The organism is Arthrobacter sp. MYb224, from assembly GCF_002975455.1.
In the GTDB taxonomy this organism is placed as follows: domain Bacteria; phylum Actinomycetota; class Actinomycetes; order Actinomycetales; family Micrococcaceae; genus Glutamicibacter.
On sequence record NZ_PCPU01000004.1, the window covers coordinates 256,983 to 282,198 of the forward strand.

Below are 25,216 nucleotides of genomic sequence, written 5' to 3' on the forward strand. Positions count from 1 at the left end.
TCGAATCACGTTCAAGGACCGCAATGACCACCATCGAATTGGCCAGTACAAATCAGCCCTCCAACGCCGAGGCACGCCAGGAGTTCTGGGACGAGGCGGCGAACCTGCTTGACTGGGACACCCCATGGCACACCACCAGCCAGATCATCCCGGCAGACGCACAAGCCAAGCGCGGCCCGCAGATCTCCTGGTACCTCGGGGGCAAGCTCAACGCCGCGGTGAACTGCGCCGACCGCCATGTGGCCGCCGGCAACGGCGAGAAGGTCGCCCTCTACTTCGAGGGCGAGCCCGGTGACCGCATCGCGGTGACCTACCGGAACCTCCAGGAGCGCGTCAGCCAGGCGGCGAACGCCCTGCAGGAGCTCGGCGTGGCCAAGGGGGACCGCGTGGTCATCTATCTGCCGGTGCTTGTCGAAACCATCGTCATCACCCTGGCCTGCGCACGCATCGGGGCGATCCATTCGCTGGTCTTCGGCGGCTTTTCCGCGGAGGCGTTGAAGTTCCGGGTGGAGGACACCAAGGCCAAGCTGCTGGTCACCACCGACGGCCAGTTCCGCCGCGGCACCTCGGTTCCGGTCAAGGCCAACGCAGATCTTGCGGTATCCGGGGAAAACAGCATCGAAAAGGTTCTGGTGATCCGCCGGACCGGGGATGAGATCCCGTGGACCGCCGGACGCGATGTGTGGTGGCACGAGGCGGTGGAAACTCAGTCCACCGAGCACGCAGCGCAGGCTTTCGATTCAGAGACCCCGCTGTTCATCATGTACACCTCCGGAACCACCGGGCAGCCCAAGGGGCTGGTGCACACCACCGGCGGGTACCTGACCCAGGCCGCGTACAGCCACAATCTCCTGTTCGGCAACCCCGACGAATCCCAACGCGCGAGCGACGTGCACTGGTGCACCGCGGACCTGGCTTGGGTCACCGCGCACACCTACGAGATCTACGGCCCGCTGGCCAACGGCGTCACCCAGGTGATCTACGAGGGCGTGCCCAACGCACCGCACCCGGGCCGCCACTTCGAAATCATCGAACGCTACAAGGTCACCAGCTACTACACCGCGCCGACCCTGGTCCGTTCGCTGATGGGCTGGTTCCCCGAGGGGGTTCCGGCCGGCTATGACCTGTCCTCGGTTCGGGTGGGCGGCACCGTGGGCGAGTCGGTCAACCCCGAGGCGTGGCGCTGGCTGCGCGCTCAGCTGGGGCGCGACACCCCCGGCGGCATCCCGATGGTCGATACCTGGTGGCAGTCCGAGTCCGGCGCAACCGTCCTCTCCCCGCTGCCTACCGACGAGCATTTCAAGCCCGGCTGCGCTTCGCGGGCGCTGCCCGGCGTTTCGGTGGACATCGTGGACGCCTCCGGCGGCCGCGTGGGGCCCAACGAGCAGGGAAATATCGTGATCACCCAGACCGGCCCGTCCATGGCCCGCACGGTCTGGGGAAACCCGGAACGCTACTACACCAGCTACTGGGAGCAGTACGCCGCGCAGGGCTGGTTCCTGGCCGGGGATGGCGCGCGCTTCGATGAGGATGGGGACATCTACATTCTGGGACGCACCGATGACGTGATCAACATTTCCGGACACCGGCTGTCCACCATCGAGATCGAATCCGCACTGGTCACCCACCCAGGTGTGGTCGAGGCGGGAGTCTGCCCGACCCCCGATCAGAAAACCGGGCACGCGGCCACCGCGTTCGTGGTGCCGCTGGATGCCTCGCTGGTCGCGGCGCAACCCGATGCGCAGACGCTCGTCCGCCAGCAGCAGTTCATCGCCGAGCTGCGCGCAACCGTCACCACGCAGATCGGACCGATCGCCAAACCACGCGATATTGTCCTGGTCCCCGATGTGCCCAAGACCCGCTCGGGCAAAATCATGCGCCGCCTGCTGACCCAGCTTTTCGAAGGCACCAGACTAGGGGACACCACCAGCTTGCAAAATGAACCATGCATTGCCCGGCTCAACGAGATCTGCCGCGCTCGTCCCTAGCCGCCACTGGATCTGGCCGACCTTCATCCGCTCTTGCGAAGGTCGGCCAGATTCATTTAACCGATTCTGACCACGAATTTTCAGCGGAGCGAAAAGATACGAGTAATTATCTTGACTCATTCAAAATAAATAGGGCAAGCTAGTACCATGACAACATCCGAGGGAATCGAGAAGGTGCTGCGCGAAGCATCGATGCGGGTCACCCGCCCGCGCGTCGCGGTGCTCGCCGCGGTGACAGCTCATCCCCATGCGGATACCGAAACCATTATCGAGGCAGTGCGCCAAGAGCACCCGCTGGTATCCCACCAGGCGGTCTACGATTCGCTGAAGCTTCTCACCAGCCTTGGACTGCTCCGCCAAATCCAGCCCCACGGTCATATCGCCCGGTACGAAACCCGCGTAGGCGACAACCACCATCATGTGGTGTGCCGCAATTGCGGAACGCTGGCGGACGTGGACTGCGCCGTCGGAGCCGCACCGTGCTTGCATGCCTCGGATCACCACGGTTTCAGCATCGACGAGGCAGAGGTCATCTACTGGGGGCTCTGCCCGGACTGCCAACAAGCCAAGACAGCGCAGCCGGCTACGGGAACTGTCTGAAAAGAAGTACCGCAAGGAACTAATTTTCGTCTCCGCGGGCCAACGGCGCACGGAGACGGAGTACCAAGCCAATCCCTTATCGGAAGGAAGACTACATGTCAGAAACGACTGCAGGTCAGTGCCCAGTAGTAGGAGCCGGACGCGTTCACCCTACCCAGGGTCATGCGAATACCGAATGGTGGCCAAATAAGCTCAACCTGAAGATTCTTTCGAAGAACCAGGAAGCCACCAACCCGCTGGATCCCGACTTCGACTACATCGCGGCCTTCGAGGCGCTGGATCTTGCTGCCGTCAAGGCCGATATTGCCGAACTGATGACCAAGTCCTACGACTGGTGGCCAGCTGACTTCGGCCACTACGGTCCGTTCTTCATCCGCATGGCGTGGCACGCGGCGGGCACCTACCGCTCGCATGACGGCCGCGGTGGCGCAGGCGCCGGCCAGCAGCGTTTCGCACCATTGAACTCCTGGCCGGATAACGTGAACCTGGACAAGGCACGTCGCCTGCTATGGCCGGTCAAGAAGAAGTATGGCCAGTCGCTGTCCTGGGCCGACCTGATCGTGCTGACCGGCAATGTGGCCCTTGAAGACATGGGCTTCGAAACCTTCGGTTTCGCCGGCGGCCGCAAGGACGTTTGGGAAGCCGACGACGACATTTACTGGGGTCCGGAGAAGGTCTGGCTGGAGAGCGAACGCTACACCGGCGCACGCAATCTGGAGGCGCCACTGGCAGCAGTCCAGATGGGCCTGATCTACGTGAACCCAGAGGGTCCGGATGGCGTGGCAGATCCATTGGCTTCGGCCATCGATATCCGCGAAACCTTCCGCCGCATGGGCATGGACGACGAGGAAACCGTCGCGTTGATCGCCGGCGGCCACACCTTCGGCAAGACCCACGGCGCCAGCGCCGAATCCCACAAGGGCGGCGATCCGGAATCGGCTCCGCTGGAAATGCAGGGACTGGGCTGGAAGTCGGACTTCGGCACCGGGCACGGCGATGACACCATCGGCTCGGGCTTGGAAGTCACTTGGACCTACCACCCAACCCGCTGGGACAACGAGTTCTTCCACATCCTCTTCGCCTACGAGTGGGAGCTGTTCTACTCCGAGGCCGGCGCGCAGCAGTGGCGCCCGAAGGACGGGGCAGGCGACGACATGGTGCCAATGGCCCACAACGCAGCCGCACGCCGCGAACCACGCATGCTGACCAGTGACCTGGCGCTGCGCTTCGACCCGATCTACGGTCCAATCTCGGAGGACTTCAAGAACAACCAGGAGAAGTTCGCCGATGCCTTCGGCCGTGCCTGGTTCAAGCTGACCCACCGCGACATGGGCCCGAAGTCCCGCTACTTCGGCCCAGAAGTTCCGGCTGAGGACCTCACCTGGCAGGATCCATTGCCGGCAGCTCCGGAGGTCACCCTGGGTGACACCGAGATCGCCGCATTGAAGTCCCTGATCGCCGAATCCGGGCTGTCGGTTCAGCAGCTGGTTTCCACCGCGTGGAAGGCCGCAGCAAGCTTCCGCTCCTCGGACAAGCGTGGCGGCGCCAACGGCGGCCGCATCCGCCTGGAACCACAGGTTTCCTGGACGGTGAACCAGCCTGAGCAGCTCAAGCCGGTCATCGCGGCGCTGGAAAGCATCGTTGCCGAATTCAACGCGACCTCGGCCGTGAAGGCTTCCTTCGCCGACGTTGTGGTTCTGGCCGGCAACGTGGGTGTCGAGCAGGCAGCGCTGGCCGCCGGCCAGCAGCTAAACGTTCCGTTCACTCCGGGGCGCGTTGACGCAACCCAGGAGCAGACCGACGTGGAGCAGTTCGCCTGGCTGGAGCCGGTAGCCGACGGCTTCCGCAACTACGATTCGGGCTTCCTGCAGCTGCCTTCTGAATACCTGCTGCTGGACCGCGCCAACCTGCTGGGCTTGACCGCCCCGGAGGCGACCGTGCTCCTCGGCGGCCTGCGCGTACTGGGCAACAACTGGGACGGCTCGAACACCGGCGTCTTCACCGAAACCCCGGGCGCGCTGACCAACGATTTCTTCGCGAACTTGTTGGAGCTGGGCCTCGAGTGGACCCCGGACGCCGAGGAGAAGACCTACTCGACCACCGACGGCCGCTGGGTTGGCAGCCGCGTTGATCTGGTCTTCGGTTCGAACTCCGAGCTGCGTGCACTGGCCGAGGTCTACGCCGCGGACGATGCCAAGGAGAAGTTCGCCAAGGACTTCGCCGCAGCATGGGCCAAGCTCATGGATGCCGACCGCTTCGAACTGCGCAATAAGTAGTTTCTAGCCTCATGACGATGGCCGCCACCCCTTGCGGGGTGGCGGCCATTGTTCTTAAATGAGCCACGAGGGTACGCATCCAATTCGTTGGTTTGCTGCGCCGCAGCCACGCCATTGCGCATGGCCGGGCCGCCCTCGCTATCGGGGTTTAGCCGCTACGCCCATTTGCTGGTTGAATGCTCCGCATCGATCACGCGGACCGTTCGGGATTTCGAGCGCATCACGATCGATTGCGTGCGGATGGTCCGCGGCCCGGTCCGCAGGCCCTGCAGCAAGTCACCGTCGGTGATGCCTGTGGCCGCGAAATAGCAGTTGTCGCTGCGGACCAAGTCACCGGTGGAATACACCTTGTCCATATCCAGGCCCGCAGCCAGACCGCGTTCGCGCTCTTCGCCGCTGGTTGGATGCATCCGCCCCTGGATCACTCCGCCGAGGGCCTTGACGGCGCACGCGGTGATCACGCCTTCCGGGGAGCCGCCAACGCCCATCAACGCGTCGATGCCGGTTCCTTCACGTACCGCCGCGATCGCCGCCGCCACATCACCGTCGACCAGTGCCTTGGTCCGAGCGCCGGCCGCGTGAATTTCCTGAACCAGATTCTGGTGCCGTTCACGATCGAGTACGCTCACCGTCAACTGGCGAATATCGACCGACTTTGCCTTCGCGATCAACCGCAGGTTTTCCTTCACCGGCAACCGCAAATCCACGTATTCCGCGGCTTCGGGGCCGGTCACTAATTTCTCCATATAGAACACCGAAGAGGCATCGAGCATTGACCCGGCCTCGGCGACGGCCAGCACGGACAGCGCATTTTCAAGGCCCATGGCGGTCAGCCGGGTGCCATCGATCGGGTCGACTGCCACATCGCATTTCGCCCCCTCGCCGGTGCCCACGCGTTCACCGTTGAACAGCATAGGTGCCTGATCTTTTTCACCCTCGCCGATCACCACGGTCCCGTCGAATCGCACCGAGGCAAGCAGCGAACGCATCGCGTCCACGGCCGCCCCATCTGCGCGCAGCTTATCCCCCGCACCCACCCACGGGCCAGAGGCGATAGCCGCCGCTTCGGTGGCCCGCACCAGCTCCAAGGCCAGGTTTCGGTCGGCATGCAGAGAAGAAATATCAGGCATCAGGTCAACTGCTTTCTACTACGCTGGCCCTTGCAGGACCTAATTTTTGAACCACAGGCAGGCTCCCGGGCAATAGCTTTCGAAGCTATGCCGAAGAAGATGAGTCTGCGCGGTACTTCCGGTTACGCACTGCGAGGATCAAGGCGCCGATCACGGCGGCAAGCAGCGAGCCGCACAGCACCCCGACCTTGACATACTGTGCCTCGGCACCATCTGCGCCAAAGGCGAGTTCACCAACCAGCAGCGAGACCGTGAAGCCGATTCCGGCGACGAAGGCCATCCCGAGTACATCCACCCACTTGATCGACCGGTCCAGCGTGATCCCCGGAATCCTCGTGACCAGGAAGGTGGAGGCGGTGATGCCAATGGATTTACCCAGCACCAGGCCGGCAATGATGCCTACGGCCACCGGGCTGAGCAGTGACTCGGCCAGCCCCGAAAGCCCGCCCACGGCCACGCCCGCGGCGAAGAAGGCGAACACGGGGATGGCGACTACCGATGAGGGCACGCTCCAGCGGTCCGCAAAATGCGCCGCTAGCCCGTCATATACCGGTTGGCCGTCATTGGTCGTGCCGATCTTCACCCGCGCCCGCGAGGTTGCGACCACCGGAACCATGAAACCTAGCAGCACCCCGGCCACGGTCGCGTGGATACCCGAGGCATGCACTAGCGCCCACACCGCAATGCCTAGTGGCATCAGAATCCACCACGCACGCACGCCGCGCTGCACGGCGAACGCAAACACCAACAGTGGAATCAGGGCCAGAGCCAGCGGCAGCCACGCTAGATCATCGGTGTAGAAGATCGCGATGATCGAAATCGCCAAGAGGTCGTCAACCACCGCAAGGGTCAGCAAGAACGTGCGCAGCGCCGGCGGGAGGAACTTTCCGACGACTGCGATGACCGCGATCGCGAAGGCGATATCGGTGGCAGCAGGAATCGCCCAGCCGTTGATCGCGTCGCTCCCGGCGCTGGTGATCACCCACGCGTAGAACAGCGCAGGCAGGGCTACGCCGCCGATTGCGGCAGCGATGGGGACCAACGCGGTGCGTGGGTTGCGAAGCTTGCCGACAACGAACTCTTCCTTCAATTCCAGGCCGACCACGAAGAAGAAGATTGCCAGCAGCCCGTCGGCTGCCCACGTGCCTACCGAAAGATTCAGGTGCAGCGCTTCGGGGCCGAAAGTGAAGTTCCGTAGATCCTCATACCAGGACGCGGCGGGGGAATTGGCGAGGATCAGCGCAGCGACCGTTGCGCACAGCAGCAACAAGCCGCCGACCGAGTCCTGCTTTAATGTCTGGTGGATTCCACGCCAGATGGAATGGGGTGCTTGACGAATTACGTCGGAAGAATGGTGCGACAAAGTAAGGTGTCTTTCTCAGAAGAGGTATGCGGGCGCGATGGCGCGCGGAATCCACCGATCAAGAAAGAGAGCAGAGAGCCGCGCAGATCAGGAGCGCGGTGGTGGACAGCCGGCGATCTCGCCATGGGCATTGGTTCCCCAGGAACTCATCCACCCGTTAGTGCCGCTAGCCCGTTTCGTCAGTAATTTTGAGTTCGGGAACACCGCAGCGATCAACCGCTGCACGTGGGACGAAACCAAAAAGGGCATGCTTCAACACTAACATGAACCGGGCAGGCAGCGATTGGAATACGCCACCAGTACGCGGGCAGAACGGCGGTAGAAAACATGTGGGGCGGGCCCCGAGGTGGAGGCACTTTGCCGCGGAGTTCGCGGATGAATAGTTCATTGCGTTACCGAGCTATCAAGCGCTCCCCGAGCACCATCCCCAGGTCTGTGCGGCTTAGCTCCGTGGCTCGGGCTAGAAAAGGACCGGGGCTTGTTCTGAACGATCCGGATTTTCCATCCGGAGCAGGTAGGTCTTGGTCTCCAGCCCACCCAGATAGCCGCCGAGCGAACCATCGGTGCGCAGGACCCGGTGGCAGGGCAGGACGATAGGCAGCGGATTGGTGGCGCAGGCCGATCCAACCGCGCGCACCGCCTTGGGCTTGCCGAGCCTTTCGGCCATCCGGGCATAGCTCCAGGTTTCGCCGTAGCCTATCTGGCTCAGTTCCAGCTGGACTTGCCTGCGGAATTCGGTCGAGAGGCGCAGGTCCAAGGGCACTTCGAATTCCTGCCGGTCCCCGGCAAAGTACTCTTCGAGCTGCCAGGCGACATTGTCCAGTTTTGCTGGCGCGCGCAAGATCCGCGCACCCACTTTGCCGGACAGGATATCGAGGATCGATTCATGCCCCTCGCTTTCGAAGGCGACCCGAACCAGCCCCACCTCCGTGCAGGCCATAAGCAGCCGCCCGATGGGCGAATCCACTACCCGATAGGCGATATCGATCAACTGCTGCTCCCCCGCGCTACGCTCCAGGCGCGTATGGAGCTCGCGCAGCAGCTGCGCCTCGGATGAGGTCGGGTTGGAGTCTGGAGTTTGCGTGTTCATCGGTCGCCTCCTGGTAGTTGATCCTGCGACAGGTGGGTTCGCAGGTTCTTGATTCCGTCGGCTGAAGCACGCCGGGCAGCATCCGCGCTGCCGGAGAGAATCTCGGCGATTTGGGCATAGCCGAGCCCACCCAGATAACGGTAGGCCACGACCAGCCGCTGCTTTTGTGGCAGCAGCTTCACTGCCTGCCACAGCTCCATGTTTGCCACGTGGTCCTCCGCGCTGGTCTCGGACGATGCCCGAGTGGCTGGCTGGACCTCTGCTTGGCTGAGTTCTGGTTTGTGCCGGCGGAGCTCATCGACGGCCTTGCGATGGGCGATGCGCACCAGCCACGCCTGGACATTCGCCTCCTCATCCAGCTCCGGGTACGCCTTCAGCGCGGAGAGAAACGTTTCGGACCAGGCATCCTGCGCGCGGTGCTCATCGAGCAGGGCGCGGCAAACCCGAAGGACGCTCAGCCCGTGGGCCTGGACGATGCGTTCGAATGGCTGTTTCATACTGCTCCTGGTTCGGTGCTTTCACCATGTAAACGTACCGCCGCGATGTTTTGTGAGATTTCGTGGGGATTTTTCTTCGAGAAAGATTCTCCGCGGCTGCCTAGCGGTGCTTAAGCAGTACCGGCCCGGTGCCGGATAATCACTGGGTGGCAAACGAGCCTAGCGGGCGTCCGCAAGATCGTGTTCCTGAACGAGTTCGGCGAGCCGGGCAAGGCTGACCGGAATGACTTCTCCATTTTCCACTCCCCGCTCGGCGCGGGTCCCGGCGAGCGCGTCGCGGGTGATGCGCATGGCGGCCCCATGGCTGACCACCAGCATGCGGCGGCCGGGGTTTGCCTGAATCAGTTCGGTCAAGGCGAGCAGCATCCGCTGCAGCACCAGTTCACGGCTCTCGGCTTGCCCCGCCAGCGCAGCCGCTTCCCGCTCGGTCACTTCGATCATGACCCGCCCTTCGAGCGGACCGAAGCCGCGTTCAACCGCGTGAGCAACCGGGGCACCGGTGTCGACGCCGAGTTCCGCGGCGATGAGCGCGGCGGTCTCCTGGGCGCGGGACAGCGGGGAGGCGAGCACCAGATCCCACCCCTCCCCCATGAGCGCTCGCCCGGCCGCACGCGCCTGTTCGCGGCCGGTCTCGTTCAGCTCGATGTCCGTGCGGCCCTGGAGCCGACCCGCAAGATTCCAGTCGGTCTGCCCGTGTCGTACCAGTGCTAGCGCGGTGTCCATAATTCGAGCATAGGGTAACCGCGGCGCCGCACCCGAATCAGTCTGCGCTTCAACCTTCGCAACCTTAGGACTCATTGTTGGGTCATCCCAGGACATATTGACAGACTATTACTTAACCATCCCGAGCGGCCGAGAGATCTGGTTTGATGACGCCGCAGCAACCTGCCACAGCCGGTGGATCAGGTGCTACCGCCAGAACCGATGGAGCTGCTTTCCACTGGACTCCAGGGGTTATGCGACATTGACCCGGGATTCCTGCCGAAGACCCAGTCGACAAGGAGTCGTAAGCCACCATGGCCGACCACAAGTTTGGATTCCGCACCCGCGCGCTACACGCAGGCGGCACCCCCGATGCCGAGCATGGCGCACGCGCCGTGCCGATCTACCAGAGCACCTCATTCGTCTTCAAAGACACCGATGATGCGGCGAACCTGTTCGCCCTGCAGAAATACGGCAACATCTATTCGCGCATCGGCAATCCGACCGTGGCGGCTTTCGAGGAGCGCATGGCCTCCCTCGAAGGGGGCATCGGCGCGGTAGCCACCGGCTCCGGCATGGCAGCCGAGTTCGTCACCTTCGCGGCGCTGGCACAGGCCGGAGACCACATCGTGGCCTCTTCCAAGCTCTACGGCGGCACCATCACCCAGCTGGACGTCTCCCTGCGCCGCTTCGGCATCAACACCACCTTCGTCGATTCCAACGAGGCGGCCGACTTTGAGGCTGCCATCCAGGAAAACACCAAGGCCGTCTACACCGAGATCGTGGCGAACCCCTCCGGCGACATTGCAGACCTGAAGGGCCTGGCCGAGGTGGCGCACCGGCACAACCTGCCGCTGGTGGTCGACTCCACGCTGACCCCGCCGTACCTGCTGCGCCCTATCGAGCACGGTGCGGACATCGTGATCCACTCGGCGACCAAGTTCATCGGCGGCCACGGCACCACCTTGGGTGGTGTGGTCATCGAGGCCGGCACCTTCAACTGGGGCAACGGCAAGTTCCCCACTATGACCGAACCGGTGCCGAGCTACGGCAACGTGTCCTGGTGGGATAACTTCGGCGAGTACGGCTTCCTGACCAAGCTGCGCAGCGAGCAGCTGCGCGACTTCGGTCCCTCCCTGCCGGCCCAGTCGGCCTTCCAGCTGCTGCAGGGTTTGGAGACGCTGCCGCAGCGCATGGACAACCACTTGGCCAACGCGAAGCAGATCGCCGCGTGGCTCGAAGCCGATGACCGCGTCGGCTATGTGAACTACGCGGGCCTGGAATCCCACCCACAGCATGAGCGGGCCACCGAATTGCTTCCCCTGGGCGTCGGCTCGGTCTTCAGCTTCGGCGTGAAGGGTGGGCGTGCGGCCGGCACCAAGTTCATCGAGGCGTTGCAGCTGGCCAGCCACCTGGCGAATATCGGCGATGCGCGCACCTTGGTGCTGCACCCGGGCTCCACCACGCACCAGCAGCTGAGCGCCGCGCAGATGATTGCCGCCGGCGTTCCGGAGGACCTGATCCGCTTGTCGGTTGGCCTGGAGGACGTCGAAGACATCATCTGGGACCTTGATCAGGCGCTGAGCGCCTCGCAGGCAGCCACCGCGGACGAACAGCTCGACACTCCCACCTATGACGGCGCCGCCTGCGCCGTGCCAGCCGCTTCGAAGGGAGCGAACTAATGAGCATCGAAGAACGCACCTGGCAGGCGCCCGGCGCGGCCGAACGCCTGCAGATCCTGCGCGATACAAAGGTCATCGCCATTGTTGGCGCCTCGAATAAGCCCTCGCGTGCGAGCTATTTCGTCGCCACCTACCTGCTGTCCTCCTCGAAGTACAAGGTGTACTTCATCAACCCGGTGCTCGACGAGATTCTGGGCCAGCCGGTCTACAAGTCGCTGGCGGATCTGCCGGAGACCCCGGATCTGGTTGAGGTCTTCCGAAAGCACGATGACCTTCCCGGCGTACTGGATGAGGCCGTGGCGGTGGGCGCGAAAACGCTGTGGCTGCAGCTTGGATCCTGGCATGAGGAAGTCGCCGCACGCGGCGAGGCGGCGGGCCTGAACGTGGTCATGGATCGCTGCGTCAAGATTGAGCACGCACGCTTCCACGGCGGCTTGCGCCTGGCCGGCTTCAACACCGGAGTCATTTCTTCCAAACGCCAGATCCTGGCGTAGCGCTCGGCTCAATACCTCGATCGGTGGGTTCCCTCTGCGGAGAGGACCCACCGATTTTTGTCTTTTGAACGGATAACCCCACGCAAGCAAAGATTAATCCACAATATTTTTGGATTTCATCTTGACTACCCCACGCAAACGGGCATAAAGTCATGGAAACACAGATTCGTGTGTTGTAGATCATGACTTCATGGAGGCGCAGATGTTTGCCGAGGAAAGACACCGGCTAATCACTGATCAGTTGGCGAATGCCGGGAAAGTAACCGTCGCTCAGCTGGCCCAGCGCTTCGAGATCACCGCCGAAACGGTCCGCCGCGATCTGGCCCAGATGGAATCAGAGAACCTCTTGCGCCGGGTGCACGGCGGTGCGGTCGCGGCCAGCGAGGCGAGCACCCGCGAGGAAAGCTATGTAGCCCGCACTGCCATCCACGCCGAGGCCAAGGCCCGGATTGCCCAGCGCGCGCTGAGCCTGCTCCCGGTCTCCGATGCCTCGGTCATTCTCGATGCGGGAACCACCACCGAGATTCTCGCCGAACGCATGGTGAAAACCAATGCAGGGTCGGGGCTCGTGGTGATCACCCACGCGCTGCCGATCGCCACCGCGCTGATGCAAAGCCCGCAGATTGCCTTGGAAATGATTGGCGGACGAGTTCGCGGAATCACCGGCGCCAGCAGCGGGGCGCGCACCGCACAGGAATACGCGAACTACCGCGCAGACATTGCTTTTATCGGAACCAACGGCCTGCATGCCGGCTTCGGGCTGAGCACCCCGGACCCGTTGGAAGCCGCCGTCAAAACGGCGCTGGTCGCCAGCGCCCGCCGGGTGGTCCTCCTGGTGGATTCCTCGAAATTCGAGCAGGAAACCCTGGTCCGCTTCGCGCGGCTGGACCAGGTGGACACGATCGTCACCGATCACGCCCCGGAAGCCGAGCTGTCCCGCGCCCTGGAACTAGCCGAGGTAGAGGTAGTGGTCGCATGATTATCACCCTGACCTGCAACCCGGCCCTGGACAAGACCATCGAGCTGCTGGATCCGCTGGCCCACGGAGCGGTCCAGCGCGCGGCCAGAAGCCACACCCAAGCCGCCGGCAAGGGAGTCAATGTTTCCCGGGCGATCTCGATCGCCGGTGCCCAGAGCCTGGCATTGCTCCCCGGAGCGGCCAATGACCCCTTGATCGCGGCGCTGCGCGGCGACGGGCTTGAGTTCAAGGCGCTGCCCATCGATGGGCCCTTGCGCACCAACATCGCCATCACCGACCCGGACGGCACCACCACGAAGATCAACGAATCGGGTCCGGTGCTCACGGCCGAGGCGCTGAACGCACTGAGCGCGCTGGTGCTGGAATCCGCTGGCGCAGCCCAATGGGTGGTGATGGCCGGCTCGCTGCCACCGGGAGCACCCGCAGATTTCTACGCCCAGCTCACCGCGGCACTGCGCGATGCGCTCGGGGTGAATTGCCCGAACATCGCCGTGGACACCTCCGGTGAACCGCTGCGCCAGCTCTTTGCCCACGGCCCAAGCCACGTCCCGGATCTGATCAAGCCAAATGCCGAGGAACTGGCCGAACTGGTGGGCTCGCAGCTCACCGAGGAGCAGCTCGAGGCCGACGCCGAGCTGACCGCGAGCACCTGCCGCGACCTGCTCGAACGCGGGGCCGGCGCGGTGCTTGCCACCCTCGGAGCGCACGGCGCCGTGCTGGCAACGGGCCAGGGCGCCTGGCATGGCTGGCACCAGCCGATCACCGCCCGCAGCACCGTGGGCGCCGGAGACTCTTCGCTGGCAGGCTACCTGCTCGCGGCCATCTCCGGGGCAGCACCGGATCAGTGTCTTGGCTCCGCCATCGCCTACGGCGCGGCGGCGGCCTCACTTCCCGGCTCAACCATTCCCGCACCATCCGATCTCACCGTGGACGCCGTCACCGTTCTCGCACTAACCCCAAGGCAAGGATCATAGCTATGAGCGACCTGATCACCACCCAGCTCGTCACCCTCGACGCGCACTTGGGCACCTCGACCTCCGAGGTCATCAACCATCTGGCGCATTTGGTGGCCCAGGCCTCCCGCGCCACCGACGCCTCGGCTTTGGCCGAGCATGCGCTGGCCCGAGAAGACAAAACGGCAACCGGCGTCCCCGGGGGCATCGCGATCCCGCACTGCCGTTCGGCGGCCGTGACCATCCCGACCCTGGCCATGGCGCGCCTGGCCACCCCGGTGGACTTCGGAGCCAAGGACGGCCCGGCGGATCTGATCTTCTTCATCGCCGCCCCGGAAGGCGCCGACAAGGATCATTTGAAGCTGCTCTCCAAGCTGGCCCGCGCACTGGTCAAGAAGACCTTCACCGGCGCCCTGCGTGAAGCCAAGAGCGACGAGGAAATCGTCGCACTGGTCTCCGCGGTGATCTCCGATAGCCCCACGGCGCCTGCCGCGGCGGGCACCGCACCTGCCGCGCAGCCCGAAGCGCCGGCTGCTACCGCGAAGGTCTCCAAGATCGTTGCGGTCACCGCCTGCCCCACGGGCATCGCGCACACCTACATGGCGGCCGACTCGCTGGCGCAAAGCGCCGAGGAGCTCGGCATCGACTTCGCCGTGGAAACCCAGGGCTCCTCCGGCTCAACCGCCTTGGACCCGGCGGTAATCGAAGCCGCCGACGCGGTGATCTTCGCGGTAGACGTCGACGTGCGTGACCGCTCGCGTTTCGCCGGCAAACCGGTGATCCAGGTTCCCGTCAAACGCGGCATCGACGAACCGGAAAAGCTCTTGCAGGATGCCATCGCCGCGGCCACCGATCCCAACGCGCGCAAGGTTCCCGCCGGCACGGCCGCCGCGGAATCCGAACAGGGCGGCGGCAAGCAAGGCTTCGGCGCCGACCTGAAGCGTGCACTGCTCACCGGCGTCTCCTACATGATCCCGTTTGTCGCCGGCGGCGGCTTGCTGATCGCCTTGGGCTTCCTGCTCGGCGGTTACGACATCACCGAAGTGGCCGATCAGTACCTGGCGGAAACTACGCTGTTCAATCTGCCGGACGAGGGGCTCCTGGCCTTCCTCGGCGCGGTCGCCTTCAAGATCGGCGGGTTGTCCATGGGCTTCCTGGTGCCGGCGCTGGCCGGCTACATCGCCTACGCCTACGCCGACCGTCCGGGCATCGCCCCAGGTTTCACCGCCGGTGCGGTGGCCGGGTTCATGGGGGCCGGCTTCCTCGGCGGTATCGTCGGCGGCCTGATTGCCGGACTCGCGGCGCGCTGGATTAGCTCGTGGAATGTTCCGCGCTGGCTGCGCGGCTTGATGCCGGTGGTGATTGTGCCGCTGCTGGGCTCGATCATCGCCTCGGGGCTGATGATCCTCTTCCTTGGCGGCCCGATCGCAAAACTCACCGAAGCCTTGAACTCATGGCTTTCGGGCATGTCGGGCACCGCCGCGGCAATTCTTGGACTGATTCTCGGCCTGATGATGGCGGTGGATCTGGGCGGACCGGTCAACAAGGTCGCTTACTCCTTCGCCGTGGCAGGGCTGGGAGCCGGCTCGATTACCGATAACCCGGCACCGCTGATGATCATGGCGGCGGTTATGGCCGCGGGCATGGTTCCACCACTGGCCATGGCGCTGGCCACCGCGGTCTCCCCGAGGCTCTTCACCGGGGCCGAACGCGAGAACGGCAAGGCGGCCTGGCTGCTCGGTGCCGCGTTCATCTCCGAAGGGGCAATCCCCTTCGCCGCGGCGGATCCGCTGCGCGTCATCCCGGCCTCGATGGTCGGCGCCGGGGTCACCGGTTCGCTGATCATGACCTTTGATGTGGTCAGCCAGGCGCCGCACGGCGGAGCCTTCGTCTTCTTCGCGATGAACAACACCTGGCCGATGTTCTTGCTGGCAACGCTCATCGGCACGCTGGTTTCCGCGGCGCTGGTGATCATCTTGAAGAAATTCGTCCGCAAGTCCGCGACGCCGGGCGTAGAGAATGCGAAGGTCGGCGCATGAGCACCCACAGCGTAGAAAAGTTCTCCGGCGTCGGGGTCAGCGCGGGCCGGGTCATCGGCACCGTGCGGCGCATGCCCGATCCGATCAGTGCCCCGGCCGACGGCGCCCCGTTTGCCCCGGGGGCCAGCGTGGAGAGCGAAACCGCCCGCCTGGCCGAGGCCACCGCGGCGGTCGCGGCCCAGCTGAAGGAACGCGCGGCGCATGCCACCGGAGACGCGCAAGCGGTGCTCAAGGCCACCGCGCTGATGGCCAGCGACCGCAGCCTGCTGAAGTCTGCGACGAAGCTTGTCGCCTCGGGCACCTGCGCCGAGTCGGCGCTCTGGGAAGCCGCCGACGCGGTGGCCACCCAGCTTGCGGCGCTCGGCGGCTACATGGCCGAACGCGCCGGCGACGTGCTGGATGTGCGGGCGCGCATCGTGGCCCAGCTGCGCGGGGTCCCCGCCCCGGGAATCCCCGATTCGGACGAGCCCTTTGTGCTCGTTGCGGTGGACCTGGCCCCGGCGGATACCGCCACCCTGGATCCGGCCAAGGTCTTGGCGCTGGTCACCAGCGACGGCGGCCCGCAGTCCCACACCGCGATCATCGCCCGCTCCCTGGGCTTGCCTGCCATCGTCGCGGCGAGCGAGACCACCGCGCTGCATGATGCGGACCGGGTGTATGTGGACGGCATCGACGGGCTGGTGGTGCGCAACCCCACCGAGGTCGAGGTCGCCATCGCGCGAACCTACGCCAACCGCGAGCAGCTGCCGGACTTTGACGGCAGCGGCGTGCTGGCCGACGGGCACCGCGTCCCGCTGCTGGCCAACGTCGGAAGCGGCGAGGACGCGCAGGCGGCCGCCGCGGCCGGAGCCGAAGGCGTGGGCCTGCTGCGTACCGAGTTCTGCTTCCTGGGACGCGAAAAGGAACCTTCCCACGAGGAGCAGGTCGCGGCCTACGGTGCGGTCTTCGCGGCGTTTGCGCGGCAGAAGGTCGTGGTGCGCACGCTGGATGCCGGCGCCGACAAGCCATTGCCATTTCTCACCGATACCAGCGAGCCGAACCCGGCCCTCGGGGTGCGCGGCTACCGCACCGATACCACCAGTCCCGGCGTGCTGGCCCGCCAGCTCACCGCGATCTCCGAGGCGGCCGCCGCCCACCAGGCCGAGGTCTGGACCATGGCCCCAATGATTTCCACGCCCGCCGAGGCCCAGGATTTCGCGGCGCTGGTCGCCGAGGCGGAGCTGCCCACCGCCGGGGTGATGATCGAGGTGCCCTCGGCCGCGCTGTTGGCCGAGCGGATCCTGGAACGCTGCGATTTCGTCTCCATCGGAACCAACGACCTGACGCAGTACACCATGGCCGCCGACCGGCAGCTGGGTTCGCTGGCGGAACTCAACGACCCCTGGCAGCCTGCGGTGCTGCACATGGTCGCGGCCACCTGCGCCGGGGCGCAAGGCGCCGGGGCCAAACCGGTAGGCGTGTGCGGTGAAGCCGCGGCGGATCCCGCGCTCGCGGTGGTGCTGGTAGGCCTGGGAGTCAGCACGCTGTCGATGAATAAACGTGCGCTCGCTCCGGTTGCTGCGGTGCTTCGCACCGTGGACCTGGCGGCCGCGCAGGATTTGGCACGCCTCGCCCTGCGGGCGGCCTCGGCGGATGAGGCTCGCGCTCTGGTGCGCGCGCAGCTGCCCGAGCTCGACCGTTTCGGACTGTAACCGAAGACCTAAGTACTTTAAGCTTACGAATACCACCGATCAAAAGGAGCCATCATGGCAGAACGTACAGCAATCATTGGAAGCCGGGTTGGCCTGCATTCCCGTCCGGCTGCAATCTTCGCCGAAGCCGCCGGTGAGCTTCCGGTCGAGGTCACCATCGCCTTGGAAGGAGAACCTGCCGAGGACGCGCTGGATGCCTCGAGCATCCTCTCGCTGATGGGGCTGGGAGCCGAATACGGCACCAAGGTCGTGTTGCGCGCCGAAGGCGAAGGGGCCGAGGCCTCCCTGGAGCAGCTGGTAACGCTGCTGGAAATTGACCACGACTCCGAGTAGTCAACGCTTCTCTGCTTAGCCCCGTGCAGCACCCATCAAAGGTACGGCACGGGGCTTTTGCGTGCACCCGAATTTACTGATTGACAAAATTCAATCAGTGGCTGGATGATTGGTCTTACGCACGTTTATGCAGGAGCACCCATGAGCAGATTGCAAGACTCGGTGCTGCGTCTAGTCAAGCCATTCGCCCACCGGGATTATGCGCTGCTAGCCAGTTCCCTAATCATTTCCACCTTTGCCGCGGGCATGTGGGCGGTGGCGATGGTCTACCAGGTGCGCCGCCTGGGCGGCGGACCAATGGAGCTGTCCATGGTGGCCACGGCCAGCAGCGTGGGGCTGCTCGCCCTGGTTTTGCTCGGCGGCATCCTGGCGGACAGGTACTCCTGCCGGAGAATCGTAATTTTCGTTCAGCTGCTTTCGCTGCTTATCATGAGCGCCACCGCGGTGCTGGCACTCACCGGCGTCATCGAGTTGTGGCATCTGATCGTGACCGGCTTTCTCGCCGGGGCGGGTTCCGCGTTCTTCTACCCGGCCTATTCGGCGCTGCTGCCACGAATGCTTCCACCCGAAGACCTGCTGGCCGCCAACGGATTGGAAGGCACCGTGCGCCCGGTGGTCCATACCGCCATTGGCCCCATGGTTGCCGGCTTCCTCGTGGCCGCGGTCTCCCCGGCGCACGCCATCGCGGGGATCGCCATCTGCCATCTGATCGCGATCTTTGTCCTGCGCACCATAGCCCACCGCAAGGAATACGATGCTCCGGGCCATGCCGATCCGCAGGCCGCTGCACCCGGCGTGCTGCGTCAGCTGCGCGAGGGCGTGGGCTACACCCTGCGCACCGGCTGGTTGCGCTGGACCCTGATCTTTTCGGTCATCTCGGTATTCACCTTCATCGGACCATTTGAGGTGCTGCTGCCATTTATCGTCAGCGACAACCTTGGCGGGGACGCGAAACTCTTCGGGTACACCCTGGCCTTCTTCGGCGCTGGTTCGGCGATCGGTTCGCTGCTCATCGCTTCGTCGAAATTCCCGCGGCGCTATCTGAGCGTGATGACCGCCTGCTGGTGCCTAGGCACCCTGCCCTTGGCTCTGGTGGGATACGTGGATGCCGCTTGGATGCTTTTCGCGATTCTATTGCTCTTCGGAATCACCGATGCCGTGGGCATGGTCATCTGGGGTACCCTGCTGCAGCGACGCGTGCCGAAGCACCTGCTGGGACGCATCTCCAGCCTGGACTTCTTCGTCTCCTTGGCGCTGATGCCGCTATCCATGGCGGTCGCCGGGCCGCTGAGCCAGCTGATGAGCCTGCAAGCAATCTTCATCATTGCCGGGGTGGCCTCGCCGCTCTTCGGGCTGCTCGCCTGGCGGGCCGGGAAGTTTGCGCGCGACGAGCTGCAGCATCCGCTGGACTCTGCCGCGCAACCGGCTGCGCAGAGTTAGCCGTGAAATTCGCGCCGTGGGGCGTGGCAGCTTGGCGCCAGCGCCATTGGAGGTAGATGGTTGAAGAATGAGTTCGTTCTCCCGCCGCGGCTACCGCTTTTCCGTGCTGGCTATCGCCATCGCCTTGCTTGCCGGCTGCGCCGCGCAACCTGCGGCGCAGCCGACGCCCGCCGAGCCAAGCCCCGCAGCCGTGGACTGCGCGGCCACCAAGTGCGCCGCGCTGACCTTTGACGATGGGCCCGGGGAGTTCACCGACAGGCTTTTGGACGAATTGGGCGCGCAGCACACCCCGGCCACCTTTTTTGTGCTGGGCAAAAACGTCAAGAAGCACCCGAAAACCCTGGAGCGCATGGCCCAAGAGGGACACCAGATCGGCAGCCACACCTTTGACCACAAGGATCTGACCACGCTGACCGCCGATGGCATCGAGCAGGAGGTGCAGTGGACCGCGGAAGCGATCGAAGAGGCCTCCGGGGTGCGCCCCGATATCCTCCGGCCACCCTATGGCTCCCACGGCGCGGTTTATGACCGGCTGGTGCCCTACCCGCTGGTGCTGTGGGATGTGGACACGATGGACTGGCAGCATCATGACCCGGAAAAGACCGTGGAAATAGCCATGGAGGAAGTCAACCCCGGCTCCATCATCTTGATGCACGACATCCATGAAAGTTCGGTCCAGGCCGTGCCGCAGCTGGTGGAAGAACTTCGGCAGGCGGGCTACACCCTGGTGACCGTCGAGCAGCTTTTCGCCGGAACCGAGTTCAAGGATTCCAAGGCCTACGCCAAGCGCAGCATGCCGCACAGCCAATAGGTTCTGCTACGGCGCCTGCTCGGCGTAGAGCCTGAGCTGATCGAGCATATCTCCCTCCGCCTCGCGCACCGAGGCGGCAAGCTCTTCGCATTGCTCAACGGTGAGATCCGGATTGATCACCGCCACCTGGAGCACCACTTCGGTGTACCCGGCATCGTCTTTCAAATCAAAACGGTAAGAGAGGCCATCTGGATTTTCGGAAGTGTGCGCCACCAGCAGGCGGTTCTCGATCAGGTCGTGGATCCGGTAGTGGCGCTCGTGCTTGCCTACCCGATATATCAGCTGCGTGCCTACGCGTAGCTGCACGTCGTCGGAATGCATGGTGGCAATGCCCGGCATCCATAACGGGGTGGCCGCCCAGTCGGTCAGCAGTTCCCAGACGCGGTGCACCGGCAGGTGAATCACCACGGTGCTTTCAAAGACGCTGAACTGGCTCATAACGGCATCGTCCCACCAATCATCCGATATGGAAATAGCAGGATCCGTTTTCCGCTCCGGCCTGCCGGTTTCGACGAGCAAAAAACCGACCCGTCCACGGCGAACCATGGGCAGATCGGCTTCGTACTTGTGGATCTGGGTTTACCAGTCGTCCTCGTCATCGGCTTCGGAGGTTCCCAATTCGGGTTCCTGCTCCTGGTCGAAGTTGTACCAGGCTTCGGTGAAGCCCACCATCTCGTCCAAGGCTTCCTGCTGATCATCGTCGAGCGCTTCCAGCGCTTCGTCGTTGTTCAGGATCGCTGTCACCGCAAGGAATGGGTGGCGCTCAAAGTAGTCAAGTGGAGTGGCTGCCCGATTGAAGGTCAGGTTTTCACTCTGTGCAAATAGCTCAATGTATTGCCCTACGGCGCCCGGCATTCGGGTCAGCGAGATGCCGGATAGGGATTCGTTGTAGATTTCGGCAGTGGCATCGGCCCACTGCTCAATGAGCTCTTCGCTCATTTGTGCCATCTGATTCTCCGCCTTGGTGGGTTGGGATTGGATTGCTCTCGTATTCCGTAGGAATTCAGCTTAAACCGTCCCACCGGGCATGCCAAGGCGATAGGCGTGGGATTTATCATTGCCCGGGTTGCAGGCCGCGCCAACGGCAGGCCGCTTGGTCCTCCGCGGCGGCTCTCGAATCGATCGGGGGGCCGATTTCCGGGTACATGGCAGGGGTTAAAGCACTCAGCGAGCGCCGCCGGGCGCTCGCTGAGCACTGCGACTTGGAGCCGCCTAGTAGGCCTTGATGCCCTGCTCCACGATCAAATGGATCAACGCGAAGGTTTTTTCTCCGTCGATGGCGGCGAGCGCCGCTTCGACTGCCGCGGGAACGTCCGCGTCCTTTTCGACGCGCACGCCGTACCCGCCGAAGGCCTGGGCCATCAGCGCGAAGTCCGGGTTCTGCAACTGCGTGCCGGAGACCCGGCCCGGGTAGTGGCGTTCCTGGTGGGTGCGGATGGTGCCGTATTGCTGGTTGTCCATGACGATAACCAGCGGGGTGGCGCCATACTGGGTGGCGGTGGCCAGTTCCTGGCCGTTCATCATGAATTCGCCGTCCCCGGCTATGGTGACCACGCGGCGTCCCGGGTAGGACAGCGAAGCGGCCACCGCCGAGGGGATGGAATAACCCATCGAGCCGTTGCGCGCCGAGAGCATCGAGGCGTAGCCGTTGGTGGGGAAGTATCGATGCGCCCAGTTGGTGTGCTCGCCGGCCCCGAAGGTCACCATGGCATCTTCCGGGAGGGATTCGACCAGGTTGGCCATGAGAGTTGCCATCCGGGCCTGGCCCTCCCCCGGAACCGCCGAAGGCAGTTGCGCGAATTTCTCCTGCTCGCCGCGCATGCGGCCAGTCCATGCGCGCCAGGAGTCCTTGACCTTCAGGTCCATGAGCATCAGGTCGCGGACGAACACGTCGGGCTTGGCCACGATCTGGTGCGAGACGGGCCCCGAACGGCCACGCAGCGATGGGTCGATAGTCACCAGGAAGTTCTTCTTATCCCAGTTTTGGCGGATGTTGAAGCCGTCGGTAATCACGTCTCCGGGCACGGTGCCTACGAAGATGAGCAGGTCCGTTTCTTCGAGCAGGTCATAGGTGGGCTTGGGACGGCCGTACCCGATGGGCCCCACATATGATGGGGAGTTGAACGGCACGGTTCCTTCGCAACGCCATTCGGCGGCGGCCGGCAGGTCGTGCTCTTCGAGCCAGCTGGTGAAGTTTGCCGCTCCCTCATGGGACCAGTCGTTGCCGCCGAAGATGAACAGCGGCTTATCGGCTTCCTGCAGCGCCTCGTTCAACGCTTTCCAGTCGGTGACGGTCATGCCGCCGGTAGCGACAGGGATCGCAGGGTGCACCTCCGCAGGCACCTGCCGGGTGATGATGTCTTCTGGCAGTCCGACCACCACCGGGCCGGGGCGGCCGGACATGGCGGCGAACATGGCTTCGGCGACGATTTCCGAGGCGCGATCGGGATGGTCTAGGATCATCACGCGCTTGGCGCCGGTACCGAACCAGGCCTTCGGATCGAATTCCTGGAAGGCCTCCTTGCCCCGGTGCTCGAAGGGAATCAGTCCCACGAAGAGCACCAGCGGAGTGGAGTCCTGCCACGCGGTGTGCAAACCGACATGGGCGTTCGCGGCACCCGGGCCACGGGTGACCATCGCGATTCCCGGGCGCTGGTGCATTTTGCCGTCGGCTTCGGCCATATAAGTGGCTCCGCCTTCATGGCGGCAGACGATGGTGTCGATGGCCGAGTGGTGCAGGCCGTCAAGGACGTCGAGGTAGCTTTCGCCCGGTACGACGTAGGCGCGTTCCACTCCATGGGCTGCAAGGGTGTCGACAATGACGTGTCCGGCCGACTTCATTGTCGACGGCTGACCATTTTCACTCATCTTTTAGGCGTCTTTCTATCGAAAAATCGGGGGACGCGCATACGAAAAAAGGTGCCACAGAGGCACCGGATGCAACGTTGCGTCGTCGTGAAACAGTACTCGAGTCCACGCAGCATCGCACAAGATCCATGGATTGCTACGCAAATATGACACGTTGCCCAACGATCATGCATATCGCTCGTCAAATTGTCCATAAAATTACGACAGGCAAGTCAGTGTGTTCCATCACAACAACCAAGGGTAAATCAGACGAGTCGCACCTCGCCTTGCCTGCAGCTGGCCGGGCCGCGTCTCGAATACCCTGCAACTGTCGAAACAACCACCGGGCAAGCTTCATGTGTTTGACGACACACCGCTATCACCAATAGCCTGTAGAACAACAAAAGTTTACTTACGGTAATCTTGATTGCCCGCCCTCACAGAACACAGGCCACCTTCATGGAATACATCAACGGAATAATCGTTGCAGCTTATTTGGCGGCAATGCTGCTCTTCGGATGGTGGGGAAAATCGCGCACCAAGAACAGCAGCGACTACCTCGTAGCCGGACGTCGGCTAGGCCCCTTCCTCTACACCGGCACCATGGCGGCCGTCGTGCTCGGCGGTGCCTCCACCGTGGGCGGCGTCGGGTTGGGCTACAAATGGGGCATCTCGGGAATGTGGCTGGTGGTCGCCATCGGGGCCGGAGTCATCCTGCTCTCGCTCTGCTTCGCGCCGACATTGCAAAGGCTCAAGGTCTTCACGGTGTCCCAAATGCTGACCCTGCGCTACGGCAGCAAGTCGGCCACCAATACCTCGGGCATGGTCATGCTCGCCTACACCCTGATGCTCTGCGCGACATCCACCAGCGCGTACGCGACGATCTTCGTGGTGCTCTTCGATTGGGAGAAATGGCACGCCATCGCCATCGGCGGCGCGATCGTAGTGGTCTACTCGACTATCGGCGGCATGTGGTCAATCACCCTGGCAGACCAGGTGCAGTTCATCATCAAAACGATCGGCATCTTCTTGCTGATGCTGCCCTTCGCCTTGAACGCAGCCGGCGGAATGGCTGGCATCCGCGAACGAGTAGATGCCGAGTTCTTCAGCTTCACCGGCATCGGGTTGCAGTCAATCATCACCTACTTTGTCGTCTACACCCTTGGGCTGCTCATCGGCCAAGACATCTGGCAACGCGTATTCACCGCGAAAACTCCCAAGGTAGCCCGTTGGGGCGGCACCACCGCCGGGATCTACTGCATCATTTATGGCGCTGCCGGAGCGATTATCGGCATGGCTGCCCGGGTAGCCCTACCGGACATCGCTGGGGCAGATTCCAACCAGGATGTGGTCTATGCCGAGGTTGCAACCCAGTTGCTTCCGGTTGCCGTCGGCGGCTTGGTCATGGCCGCGGCGGTGGCTGCAATGATGTCAACCGCTTCCGGCGCGTTGATCGCCGCGGCCACCGTGGCACGCGCCGACGTCACACCCTTTGTTGCCAGCTGGTTCGGCAAGACCATCCAGGCCAACTCCGACGAAAATCCGGAGCATGACGTGCGCGCAAACCGCATCTGGGTCCTACTCCTCGGCATAGTCACGGTCTCGCTGGCGATTCTGGTTGATGATGTGGTCGCTGCGCTCACCATCGCCTATGACATTCTGGTCGGCGGCCTGCTGGTCGCCATCATTGGCGGGCTGATTTGGAAGCGCGGAAACGGCATCGGCGCCGCGGCCTCCATGGCGGCCGGTACAGTCGTCACCCTGGGCACCATGATCATCTTGGAGATCCAGGCCGAGGAAAAATTCGGTGGCGTATACGCAAATGAGCCGATCTACTACGGCCTGATTGCCTCGGCGCTGACCTTCGTGATGGTCTCCCTGCTCACCCGGCCTACCTCGGCGCAGGTCATCGAGCATTGGAATCAACGAGTGGCAGGCAAGATCCAGGACGCTCCGGCCAGCACTACGGCACAGGAGTCAGCACTCTAGACCAGTAGGCAACATCGGGGCGAACCCTCGTATTCGAGTCCCGCGCTCAGTCGTGAACGTCGCTGAGCACGGGGCTCGTTTTGTTATTCGGCATCCAGCGTCACGGAATAGGCTGCGCAGGAATCCGGGAGGGCCATGAAATTATGAGTTCACAATTCAGCAGGACGCGTCTTTGCCGTACGGGAACTTGGAAACGGCAGTTTTGCAGCGTTGGAATCTCGGCATCTTTATCGCTCCCGCCAAATTGAAACCCTTTATTTCCGATCTGTCGTTAATGCTCATATTTTCATCACCTGAAATAGTAGGTGCGGC

At 63.6% G+C, this 25,216-nt stretch carries 21 protein-coding genes; 13 read left to right on the forward strand and 8 right to left on the reverse strand.

Going from position 1 to position 25,216, the window contains the following annotated elements:
* Window positions 1-23 precede the first annotated feature (23 nt).
* The 3 genes from acs (at window position 24) to katG (ending at window position 4,864) form a co-directional block, all read left to right on the forward strand.
* Window positions 24-1,988: an acetate--CoA ligase gene (gene acs / locus CQ017_RS09715; protein WP_096285703.1), complete on the forward strand. Its 1,965-nt coding sequence runs from the start codon at window positions 24-26 to the stop codon at window positions 1,986-1,988.
* A 147-nt stretch (window positions 1,989-2,135) separates the two neighbouring features.
* The gene (locus tag CQ017_RS09720) at window positions 2,136-2,588 is read left to right on the forward strand and encodes a Fur family transcriptional regulator (RefSeq protein ID WP_096285705.1); all 453 of its coding nucleotides are present in this window, start codon (window positions 2,136-2,138) and stop codon (window positions 2,586-2,588) included.
* 95 nt (window positions 2,589-2,683) lie between these two features.
* A complete protein-coding gene (gene katG / locus CQ017_RS09725; RefSeq protein ID WP_096285707.1) occupies window positions 2,684-4,864 on the forward strand; it encodes a catalase/peroxidase HPI in 2,181 nt (726 codons plus the stop codon).
* Window positions 4,865-5,019: 155 nt separating this feature from the next.
* Here the strand turns inward: katG and glpX are convergent, their stop codons facing one another.
* The 5 genes from glpX to CQ017_RS09750 form a co-directional block, all read right to left on the reverse strand.
* A complete protein-coding gene (gene glpX / locus CQ017_RS09730) occupies window positions 5,020-5,994 on the reverse strand; it encodes a class II fructose-bisphosphatase (protein ID WP_096285709.1) in 975 nt (324 codons plus the stop codon).
* Window positions 5,995-6,079: 85 nt separating this feature from the next.
* Complete coding sequence (gene nhaA, locus CQ017_RS09735) at window positions 6,080-7,357, reverse strand: Na+/H+ antiporter NhaA (RefSeq protein ID WP_181150528.1); 1,278 nt, start codon at window positions 7,355-7,357, stop codon at window positions 6,080-6,082.
* A gap of 460 nt (window positions 7,358-7,817) precedes the next feature.
* Window positions 7,818-8,447, reverse strand: a complete 630-nt coding sequence (locus CQ017_RS09740; RefSeq protein WP_096285711.1) for a methylated-DNA--[protein]-cysteine S-methyltransferase — start codon at window positions 8,445-8,447, stop codon at window positions 7,818-7,820.
* Window positions 8,444-8,944, reverse strand: a complete 501-nt coding sequence (locus CQ017_RS09745) for an RNA polymerase sigma factor (RefSeq protein WP_105553535.1) — start codon at window positions 8,942-8,944, stop codon at window positions 8,444-8,446. Before CQ017_RS09745 ends, CQ017_RS09740 begins: the two co-directional genes overlap by 4 nt.
* Window positions 8,945-9,103: 159 nt before the next feature.
* On the reverse strand, window positions 9,104-9,742 hold the full coding sequence (locus CQ017_RS09750; RefSeq protein WP_181150529.1) for a histidine phosphatase family protein: 639 nt from the start codon (window positions 9,740-9,742) through the stop codon (window positions 9,104-9,106).
* A gap of 218 nt (window positions 9,743-9,960) precedes the next feature.
* On the opposite strand from CQ017_RS09750, the gene CQ017_RS09755 reads away from it, so the two are divergent.
* The 9 genes from CQ017_RS09755 (at window position 9,961) to CQ017_RS09795 (ending at window position 20,068) form a co-directional block, all read left to right on the forward strand.
* Window positions 9,961-11,328 (forward strand): O-acetylhomoserine aminocarboxypropyltransferase/cysteine synthase family protein, encoded by a 1,368-nt coding sequence (locus CQ017_RS09755; protein ID WP_096285717.1) that lies wholly within the window; start codon window positions 9,961-9,963, stop codon window positions 11,326-11,328.
* On the forward strand, window positions 11,328-11,822 hold the full coding sequence (locus CQ017_RS09760) for a CoA-binding protein (RefSeq protein ID WP_096285719.1): 495 nt from the start codon (window positions 11,328-11,330) through the stop codon (window positions 11,820-11,822). Before CQ017_RS09755 ends, CQ017_RS09760 begins: the two co-directional genes overlap by 1 nt.
* A gap of 202 nt (window positions 11,823-12,024) precedes the next feature.
* Entirely contained in the window at window positions 12,025-12,801 is a 777-nt protein-coding gene (locus tag CQ017_RS09765; RefSeq protein ID WP_096286019.1) for a DeoR/GlpR family DNA-binding transcription regulator, read from the forward strand.
* Window positions 12,798-13,775: a 1-phosphofructokinase family hexose kinase gene (locus CQ017_RS09770; RefSeq protein WP_105553537.1), complete on the forward strand. Its 978-nt coding sequence runs from the start codon at window positions 12,798-12,800 to the stop codon at window positions 13,773-13,775. Before CQ017_RS09765 ends, CQ017_RS09770 begins: the two co-directional genes overlap by 4 nt.
* Before the next feature lie 2 nt (window positions 13,776-13,777).
* Window positions 13,778-15,793 carry a fructose-specific PTS transporter subunit EIIC gene (locus CQ017_RS09775; protein WP_105553538.1) on the forward strand — a complete coding sequence of 672 codons (2,016 nt, stop codon included), beginning with the start codon at window positions 13,778-13,780 and terminating at the stop codon, window positions 15,791-15,793.
* Window positions 15,790-17,484 (forward strand): phosphoenolpyruvate--protein phosphotransferase, encoded by a 1,695-nt coding sequence (gene ptsP, locus CQ017_RS09780; RefSeq protein ID WP_105553539.1) that lies wholly within the window; start codon window positions 15,790-15,792, stop codon window positions 17,482-17,484. Before CQ017_RS09775 ends, ptsP begins: the two co-directional genes overlap by 4 nt.
* Window positions 17,485-17,538: 54 nt before the next feature.
* Window positions 17,539-17,817, forward strand: coding sequence for an HPr family phosphocarrier protein (locus CQ017_RS09785; protein ID WP_105553540.1), 279 nt, complete (start codon window positions 17,539-17,541; stop codon window positions 17,815-17,817).
* Between the two features lie 141 nt (window positions 17,818-17,958).
* Window positions 17,959-19,257, forward strand: coding sequence for an MFS transporter (locus CQ017_RS09790; protein WP_105553541.1), 1,299 nt, complete (start codon window positions 17,959-17,961; stop codon window positions 19,255-19,257).
* A gap of 67 nt (window positions 19,258-19,324) precedes the next feature.
* Window positions 19,325-20,068, forward strand: a complete 744-nt coding sequence (locus CQ017_RS09795; RefSeq protein ID WP_105553542.1) for a polysaccharide deacetylase family protein — start codon at window positions 19,325-19,327, stop codon at window positions 20,066-20,068.
* Between the two features lie 6 nt (window positions 20,069-20,074).
* Here CQ017_RS09795 and CQ017_RS09800 read toward each other — a convergent pair whose 3' ends face one another.
* From CQ017_RS09800 to CQ017_RS09810, 3 genes are all read right to left on the reverse strand, one after another.
* A complete protein-coding gene (locus CQ017_RS09800) occupies window positions 20,075-20,506 on the reverse strand; it encodes an SRPBCC domain-containing protein (RefSeq protein ID WP_176484155.1) in 432 nt (143 codons plus the stop codon).
* Between the two features lie 141 nt (window positions 20,507-20,647).
* Window positions 20,648-21,016, reverse strand: coding sequence for a hypothetical protein (locus tag CQ017_RS09805; RefSeq protein WP_105553544.1), 369 nt, complete (start codon window positions 21,014-21,016; stop codon window positions 20,648-20,650).
* 264 nt (window positions 21,017-21,280) lie between these two features.
* Window positions 21,281-22,936 (reverse strand): thiamine pyrophosphate-dependent enzyme, encoded by a 1,656-nt coding sequence (locus tag CQ017_RS09810; protein ID WP_105553545.1) that lies wholly within the window; start codon window positions 22,934-22,936, stop codon window positions 21,281-21,283.
* A 438-nt stretch (window positions 22,937-23,374) separates the two neighbouring features.
* On the opposite strand from CQ017_RS09810, the gene CQ017_RS09815 reads away from it, so the two are divergent.
* Complete coding sequence (locus CQ017_RS09815; RefSeq protein ID WP_105553546.1) at window positions 23,375-24,904, forward strand: sodium:solute symporter; 1,530 nt, start codon at window positions 23,375-23,377, stop codon at window positions 24,902-24,904.
* Window positions 24,905-25,216: the final 312 nt, after the last annotated feature.